This is a genomic window from Roseateles sp. P5_E11 (assembly GCF_054049355.1).
Genome location: NZ_JBFUMO010000257.1, coordinates 1 through 7,938 on the forward strand (window position 1 = coordinate 1; position 7,938 = coordinate 7,938).

Here is a 7,938-nt window from a genome sequence, read left to right on the forward strand (position 1 = left end):
CAAGCTACCGACGTGGCCGGCTCCGGCAAGGACGGCCGCGTGACCAAGGGCGACGCCCTTGGCGCCCAGCCCAAGCCTGCTGCCGTCGCCGCGCCGCTCGTCGTGCCCGCCTCGCCCGCTGTCGCCAAACCGCTGCCGGCCGTGGCCGCGCCGGCTCAGCAGAACCTGGGTGACCGCCCCGAGCAGCGCGTGCCCATGACCCGCCTGCGCGCCCGCATCGCCGAGCGCCTGGTGCAGTCGCAGTCCACCAACGCCATCCTGACCACCTTCAACGAGGTCAACATGGCCCCGGTCATGGAGATGCGCAAGAAGTTCCAGGAGAAGTTCGAGAAGGAACACGGCGTCAAGCTCGGCTTCATGAGCTTCTTCGTCAAGGCGGCTGTGGCGGCACTGAAGAAGTACCCCATCATCAACGCGTCGGTCGACGGGAATGACATCGTCTACCACGGCTACTTCGACATCGGCATCGCCGTCGGCTCGCCGCGCGGCCTCGTCGTGCCGGTGCTGCGCAATGTCGACCAGATGAGCTTCGCCGACATCGAGAAGAAGATCGCCGAGTTCGGCCAGAAGGCCAAGGACGGCAAGCTGTCCATCGACGACTTGACCGGCGGCACCTTCTCCATCTCCAACGGCGGCACCTTCGGCTCCATGCTGTCCACGCCCATCATCAACCCGCCGCAATCGGCCATCCTGGGCGTGCATGCGACCAAGGACCGYGCGGTGGTCGAGAACGGCCAGGTCGTCGTGCGCCCGATCAACTACCTCGCCATGTCCTATGACCACCGCATCATCGACGGCCGCGAGGCCGTGCTGGGCCTGGTGACGATGAAAGAAGCGCTGGAAGACCCCGCCCGCTTGCTGTTCGACATCTAAGAAAGCCAAGGAACGATCAGCATGAGCACCAAGCAATTCGACGTCGTCGTCATCGGCGGCGGCCCCGGCGGTTACATCGCGGCCATCCGCGCGGCCCAGCTGGGCATGAACGTGGCCTGCATCGACGAGTGGAAGAACGACAAGGGCGGCCCCGCCCTCGGCGGCACCTGTACCAACGTCGGCTGCATCCCGTCCAAGGCGCTGCTGCAGTCCAGCGAGCACTACGAGCAGCTCAACCACCACTTTGCCGACCACGGCATCACGGCGGACAACGTCAAGATGGACGTCGCCAAGATGCTGGCCCGCAAGGACCAGGTCGTGAAGCAGAACAACGACGGCATCGTCTACCTGTTCAAGAAGAACAAGGTCACGTTCTTCCACGGTCGTGGCTCCTTCGTTGCCGCCAAGGATGGCGGCTATGAGCTCAAGGCTGGCGAGGAAACCATCGCGGCCAAGCAGGTCATCGTCGCCACCGGCTCCAACGCCCGTGCGCTGCCCGGCGTGCCCTTCGACGAAGAGAACATCCTGTCCAACGACGGCGCACTGCGCGTCGGCACGACCCCCAAGAAGCTGGGCCTGATCGGCGCCGGCGTCATCGGCCTGGAGATGGGTTCGGTCTGGCGCCGCCTGGGCGCTGAAGTGACCGTACTGGAAGGCCTGCCGGCCTTCCTGGGCGCGGTGGATGAGAGCGTCGCCAAGGAGGCCGCCAAGGTCTTCAAGAAGCAGGGCCTGGACATCCAGCTCGGTGTCAAGGTCGGCGAGGTCAAGTCGGGCAAGAAGGGCGTCAGCGTCGCCTACACCGACGCCAAGGGCGAGGCCAAGACGCTGGAGGTCGACAAGTTGATCGTCTCCATCGGCCGTGTGCCCAACACCATCGGCCTGGGTGCCGACGCCGTCGGCCTCAAGCTGGACGAGCGCGGCGCCATCGTCGTGGATGACGACTGCAAGACCAGCCTGCCGGGCGTCTGGGCCATCGGCGACGTCGTGCGCGGCCCGATGCTCGCGCACAAGGCCGAGGAAGAGGGCGTTGCCGTGGCCGAGCGCATGGCTGGCCAGCATGGGCACGTGAACTTCAACACCGTGCCCTGGGTCATCTACACCAGCCCCGAGATCGCCTGGGTCGGCAAGACCGAGCAGCAGCTCAAGGCCGAAGGCGTCGCCTACAAGGCCGGCCAGTTCCCCTTCCTGGCCAACGGCCGCGCCCGTGCGCTGGGTGACACGACCGGCTTCGTCAAGTTCCTGGCCGACGCCAAGACCGACGAGATCCTGGGCGTGCACATCATTGGCCCGTTCGCGTCGGAGCTGATCTCCGAGGCGGTGGTGGCGATGGAGTTCAAGGCCTCGGCCGAGGACATCGCACGCATCTGCCACGCGCATCCGTCCTTGAGCGAAGCGACGAAGGAAGCGGCCCTGGCCGTCGACAAGCGCACGCTGAACTTCTGATCGCACGTAGCGAATCGAAAGGGGCGGCCAGACAGTCGCCCCTTTTTTTGCGATGACCTCAGTCACTGAGCTTTACCAGCAGACCCTCGCCGAGCGCGGCTTCACGGCCGACGCTGCGCAGCTGCGTGCCATCGAGGCCCTGCAGCGCTGCCAGGACGAATGGGCCAGCTACAAGGCGCGGCGCGCCAATGCCGTGACCAAGCTGCTGGTGCGCCCGCCCATCCCGCGCGGCGTTTACATGTACGGCGGCGTAGGCCGAGGCAAGAGCTTCCTGATGGACTGCTTCTTCCAGGYCGTGCCGCTGCAGCGCAAGACTCGGCTGCACTTCCACGAGTTCATGCGCGAGGTGCACCGCGAGCTGCAGGAACTCAAGGGCATTGCCGACCCGCTGGAGGAACTCGGCAAGCGCATCGCGCGGCGTTTCCGCCTGATCTGCTTCGACGAGTTCCACGTCGCCGACGTGACCGACGCGATGATCCTGCACCGCCTGCTGGACGCCCTGTTCCGCAACCGCGTGTCCATCATCACGACGTCCAACTTCCACCCCGACGGGCTCTATCCCAACGGCCTGCACCGCGATCGCATCCTGCCAGCCATCGAGCTGCTGAAGGCCAACCTCGAGGTCATCAATGTCGATGCCGGCACCGACTACCGGCGCCGCACCCTGGAGGACATGAACCTCTACCTGACGCCGCTGAACGAGTCGACGGAAGCGGCGCTTACCCAGGCCTTCGAGTCCCTCGCAGAAGCGCAGGACGAGGACCGCAAGCTGATGATCGAGCACCGCGCCCTCTACGCGCGTCGGCGTGCCGGCGGTGTCGTCTGGTTCGATTTCGCAACGCTTTGTGGTGGTCCGCGCTCGCAGAACGACTACCTCGAGCTGGCCAGTCAGTTCCATACCGTCATCCTGTCCGACGTGCCGGAGATGCCGGTGCGCCTGGCCAGCGAGGCGCGCCGCTTCACCTGGCTGGTGGACGTGCTCTACGACCGCCGCGTCAAACTCATCATTTCGGCCGCGGTGCCAGCGGAGCAGCTTTACACCGAAGGGCCGCTGGCTCACGAATTCCCGCGCACGGTGTCGCGCTTGCAGGAAATGCGCTCGGCCGAATACCTCGCCTTGGCCCGTCGCGAGGTTGATACTTCGCTCACATGAGGCCACCCCCTACTCGCTTCGCGCACCTTGCAGGCCGCGCCGACCCCGGAGGGGCCGACCCTTCGGCAGGCGCAAACGGCGTGCCGTTTGTGTCCGGCCTCAGCCCCCTTCGAGGGGGCGCCGCCAGTGGCCCGGCAAAGCCGGTTCCACGGCGGCCGCTTGATGTGGCCGCCGGCTGTCGCGGCGGCCTGCTGGTGGGGCTCTGGCTCGCGGCCGTGGTGGCTTGTGCGGAAACACCTCAGCCGGCCACGCGTGCCGAGGTCGCTGTCCAGCGCGCCGCCATCGAGCAGCGCTTCGCGCAGGAAAAGCTGGACTGCGAGCAGCGCTTTTCCGTCGCTGCCTGCCTGGATGAGCTGCGTCGGCGCCGCCACGAGGCGTTGGCACCCCTGGTGCGACGGGAAAATGAACTCGCGGCCGAGGAGCGTCGTTCCCGCGCGGCAGCCCAGACCCAGCGCGTGCGCGAACGCGAGCTCGCCGCGTCTCAGGACGAGGGCCAGAAGCGCGAGCGCATCCTCACGGCGCCGCCGCCAGCTCCACCTGCGGTGGCCGCCTCCCGCACGCCCCGCGCGCGGAGCCCGGAGGATGCCGCACGCCAGCGCCAGCAGGCAGAGAACAAGGCGCAGGGCGAGGCGGCCAAGCGCCGCGAGCAGGCTGAGGTGCGCGAGAAGCGTCAACAGCAGCGCATTGCCGAGCACGAGGCCAGACAGAAGGCCAGGGCCAAGCCGCTGGCTGCGCCCCTGCCTTTGCCGGGCGCATCAGCCGCGTCGCGGTAGCGGCCGCTAATCGAGGTTCTCGAGCTTGACGATGGCGACGGACAGGTTGTCGCCGCCGCCCCGGGCGCGCTGGCGCGCCTTGCTCACCAGCAACTCGGCCGCTTCGCGCGGCGGCAGGCTGTAGAGCACGCTGCCCAGCTCCTGGGCGGTGAAGTAATGCCAGAGCCCGTCGCTGCAGCACATCAGCGTGTCGCCCACTTCGAGGTTCTCGAAGCGCTCCGATGTCGACGTCGGGTCCTGCACCGTTCCCAGGCAGGCCGTCAGCAGATTGCTCTGCGGATGCGAGCTGGCCTCGGCCTCGGTGAGCTGGCCCTCGTCGACGAGGCGCTGCACATAGGAGTGGTCCATGGAGCGCTTGACCAGGCGCGCACCGCGGAACCAGTAGATGCGCGAGTCGCCGGAGTGGATCCAATGCACGCAGCGGTCGCTGGTGATGACGAAGCCGGCGATCGTGCTGTGCGGTTCCTCCTCGGCGGAGATGGCCGTCAGCTTGATCATCAGGTGCGCCTCCGCCGTGATCTGGCTCAGCAGCTCGGCAGGCAGCTCATCCTCGGGCGAATAGCGCTCGAACAGCTGGTGCGCCGTGAGGATGACCTGGTCGGCCGCCTTGCGCCCGCCGCTCTTGCCGCCCATACCGTCTGCCACGATGCCCATCATGCAGCCCGCTATGCGCGGGTGGGCGATGACGGCCACCTGATCCTGCTGATAGGCCCGGTCCCCGCGATGGGTGCCGGTGGCGGCATTGAGTCGGAAACCGACGGCGGTGGATGAGGGCATGCCGAAAACTATACTGGCCGGTGAGCTTTTGCCCGCATCGAACCGCCTTCGTAAACCCTTGGATGGATGAACAACTTCACTCGTTGCCGCGGCGGCTCATCGAGTTGCGCATGGAGCATGCCGACCTCGACGCGATGATCGACAGGCTCGCCGAGCAGGCGCCTGTGGACGAATTGGCGCTGCAGCGGCTCAAGAAGCGCCGCTTGGCGCTGCGCGACATGATTGCGCGACTCGAAGCGACGACCGAGCCTGATGACCTTGCCTGACATCGACGACTGGCTCGACGCCCTCGATCAGGCCACCCCTCCCGCACCGCCCGCTGCCGACGCACTCGAACAGGACGTCCTGGCTGCCTTTGACGTCGATGGCCCGCTGGCGCGGCTGGACCCGGGCTACAAGCCCCGCGAGCCCCAGCTGCAGATGAGCCGGGCGGTCGCCCGCGCATTGAGCCGCCGCCAAGCCCTGGTTGTCGAAGCTGGCACGGGCGTCGGCAAGACATTTGCCTACCTTGTGCCCGCTTTGCTGGCCGGCAGCCGGGCGCTGATCAGCACCGCCACCAAGAGCCTGCAGGACCAGCTCTTCCTGCGCGACCTGCCGCGACTGACCAAGGCCTTGAACACGCCGGTGCGCCTGGCGCTGCTGAAGGGCCGCAGCAGCTATCTCTGCCTGCACCGCATGAAGGAGGCGCGCGTCTCGGGTGAATTCCCGGACCGGCGCACGGCGCTGTCGCTGGCCCGCATCGAGCGCTGGGCCCTGGGCACGACAACGGGCGACTTTGCCGAGATCGATGGGCTGGATGAGCGCTCGCCCATCATCCCCATCGTCAGCTCCAGCCGCGAGAACTGCCTGGGCCAGGAATGCCCGGACTGGAAGAGCTGCTACGTCGTCAAGGCGCGGCGCGAGGCGATGGAGGCCGACGTCGTCGTCGTCAATCACCACCTCTTCTTTGCCGACATGACGCTGCGCGATACCGGCGTGGCCGAGCTGCTGCCCAGCGTCGAGATCGCCATCTTCGACGAGGCTCACCAGCTCGCCGAGGCCGGCGTGCAGTTCCTCGGCACGCTGCTGGGTACGGCCTCGCTGATCGATTTCGCGCGTGATGTGCTGGCCCAGGGCCTGGCCCATGCACGCGGCGTGCACGACTGGCAGGGCTTGCATGCGGGTGTCGAGAAGGCGGCGCGGGAGCTGCGCCTGGCCGCGGCCGGCCCGCTGGCCACCGCCGGCCGCGAGCTGCGCGGCACACTCAAGCTGGGCTGGAAGGAGAGGGCGAACCAGCCCGGTTTCGCCACGGCGCTGGCTGGCGTCGAAGTGGCGACGGCCAAGGCCTTGGAGGCGCTGACCGCCGTGCGCGAGGCCGCGCCCGATTTCGCGCGCCTGTGTGAGCGGGCCCAGGAGTTGCGTGAGTTGGCCAAACAGTTCGCCACCGACCCTGATCCGGGAGACGTGCGCTGGATCGACATCAGCCCGCATGCGGCCCGCCTGGTCGAGTCACCCCTGGACATCCGCGACGCGATGCAGCAGCAGCTGGAGGGGCCGCCCAAGGCCTGGGTGTTCACCTCGGCCACGCTGGGCGACGACGAAGGATTGACGTGGTTCACCGAGCCCGCTGGCCTGACCGAGGCCGAGGTGCTGCGTGTCGGCAGCCCCTTCGACTATCCGACTCATGCGCGCCTTTACGTGCCGCGCGGTTTCCCTAAGCCCAGTGAGCCCAGCCATCCGCCGAGCGTTGCTCTGCTGGCGTCACGCCTGGCACGGGCGCTAGGCGGTCGCACTTTCGTGCTGACCACGACGTTGCGCAATCTGCAGACCGTGGCTGACGCGCTGCGCGAGCGCTTCGAGGAAGCTGGCGACGCGATCGCCGTGCTGCAGCAGGGCGCGGCGCCCAAGCGTGTGCTGCTGCAGCGCTTCATCGACAATCCGGCGTCGGTCCTGGTCGGCTCGGCCAGCTTCTGGGAAGGCATCGATGTGCCCGGCGACGCACTGCAATGCGTGATCATCGACAAATTGCCCTTCCCGCCGCCCAACGACCCGCTCGTGGAGGCGCGTGTGCAGCGCCTGGAGGCCCAGGGGCGCAATGCCTTCTCGGAATATTTCGTCGCCGAGGCGGCGATTGCGCTCAAGCAGGGCGCCGGGAGGCTGATCCGTACCGAGACCGATCGTGGCCTGCTGGTGGTGTGCGACCCACGCATGGCGGGCATGAACTATGGACGCCGCCTGCGCGCGGCGCTGCCGCCGATGACGGCGGTGGCCAACGAAGCCGAGGCCCTGGCCTGGTTGCAGTTGCTGAATGCAGAACGGGCGTGACGTGACGACCCCTCGCCCAACCTTGCATCGCTGAACGCGAGCAAGTCTGGTCGGTCTTGCAGACCGCGCAGCCGACGGGGCGGCTGTTCTTCGGCAGGCACGCCAAGTCCACAGGACTTGCCGTGTCCGGCCTCAGCCCCCGCGGGGACGGCGATGCTCGCGGCATCGAGCCGCGCGCACATCGCCGGTCGGGCCGGCTTGGGAGCGGCCCGGCGCTCGGCCCGGCATAGAAAACGGGCCTGAGCGGCCCGTCCAATTCAACTTACCAGAGCTGCCACCAGGGCTTCTTGCGGTTGGCGCCGTTGCTGGCGTACTGGCTGTCGGGGAAGTTCTTGTCCAGCACGCGGCGCGCGTCGTCACGCAGCTGGGTCAGGCCGAGCTTGTCATAGCTCTCGCCCATGATGAAGAGGCCTTCCTCGATGCCGGGCGCGTACTGGAACTCGGCCACGGCCGACTGGGCGCGGTTCGCCGCGGCGACGTAGGCCTTGCGGTTGAAGTAGTAGCGCGCCACGTGGATCTCGTAGGCCGCCAGCGTGTTGGTGATGAAGTTGATGCGCGTCGTCGCCTCGGCCGCGTACTTGGACTCGGGGAATTGCTCGACGAGCTGGCGGAAGG

8 protein-coding genes are annotated in these 7,938 nt (G+C 67.6%); 6 read left to right on the plus strand and 2 right to left on the minus strand.

Annotated features, from left to right (window positions below; translation table 11 throughout):
• The 4 genes from odhB to ACXJKR_RS18205 form a co-directional block, all read left to right on the plus strand.
• Nucleotides 1-873, plus strand: an 873-nt coding sequence (odhB, locus tag ACXJKR_RS18190; protein ID WP_457324015.1) for a 2-oxoglutarate dehydrogenase complex dihydrolipoyllysine-residue succinyltransferase, incomplete at its 5' end; no start/stop codon positions are given.
• Between the two features lie 21 nt (nucleotides 874-894).
• Nucleotides 895-2,316, plus strand: a complete 1,422-nt coding sequence (lpdA, locus tag ACXJKR_RS18195; protein WP_457324016.1) for a dihydrolipoyl dehydrogenase — start codon at nucleotides 895-897, stop codon at nucleotides 2,314-2,316.
• 52 nt (nucleotides 2,317-2,368) lie between these two features.
• Nucleotides 2,369-3,469 carry a cell division protein ZapE gene (gene zapE / locus ACXJKR_RS18200; protein ID WP_457324017.1) on the plus strand — a complete coding sequence of 367 codons (1,101 nt, stop codon included), beginning with the start codon at nucleotides 2,369-2,371 and terminating at the stop codon, nucleotides 3,467-3,469.
• A gap of 89 nt (nucleotides 3,470-3,558) precedes the next feature.
• Nucleotides 3,559-4,242 carry a hypothetical protein gene (locus ACXJKR_RS18205; protein ID WP_457324018.1) on the plus strand — a complete coding sequence of 228 codons (684 nt, stop codon included), beginning with the start codon at nucleotides 3,559-3,561 and terminating at the stop codon, nucleotides 4,240-4,242.
• Between the two features lie 6 nt (nucleotides 4,243-4,248).
• On the opposite strand, the gene ACXJKR_RS18210 is transcribed toward ACXJKR_RS18205, so the two are convergent.
• Nucleotides 4,249-5,019 (minus strand): PP2C family protein-serine/threonine phosphatase, encoded by a 771-nt coding sequence (locus tag ACXJKR_RS18210; RefSeq protein ID WP_457324019.1) that lies wholly within the window; start codon nucleotides 5,017-5,019, stop codon nucleotides 4,249-4,251.
• 62 nt (nucleotides 5,020-5,081) lie between these two features.
• Between ACXJKR_RS18210 and ACXJKR_RS18215 the strand changes: the two genes are divergently transcribed.
• Together ACXJKR_RS18215 and ACXJKR_RS18220 are read left to right on the plus strand one after the other, a co-directional pair.
• Nucleotides 5,082-5,285, plus strand: a complete 204-nt coding sequence (locus ACXJKR_RS18215; RefSeq protein WP_057296252.1) for a YdcH family protein — start codon at nucleotides 5,082-5,084, stop codon at nucleotides 5,283-5,285.
• Nucleotides 5,272-7,323: an ATP-dependent DNA helicase gene (locus tag ACXJKR_RS18220; protein ID WP_457324020.1), complete on the plus strand. Its 2,052-nt coding sequence runs from the start codon at nucleotides 5,272-5,274 to the stop codon at nucleotides 7,321-7,323. The genes ACXJKR_RS18215 and ACXJKR_RS18220 overlap by 14 nt, the downstream gene beginning before the upstream one ends.
• 262 nt (nucleotides 7,324-7,585) lie before the next feature.
• Here the strand turns inward: ACXJKR_RS18220 and bamD are convergent.
• The coding region (bamD, locus tag ACXJKR_RS18225; protein ID WP_457324021.1) for an outer membrane protein assembly factor BamD at nucleotides 7,586-7,938 on the minus strand (353 nt) is incomplete at its 5' end.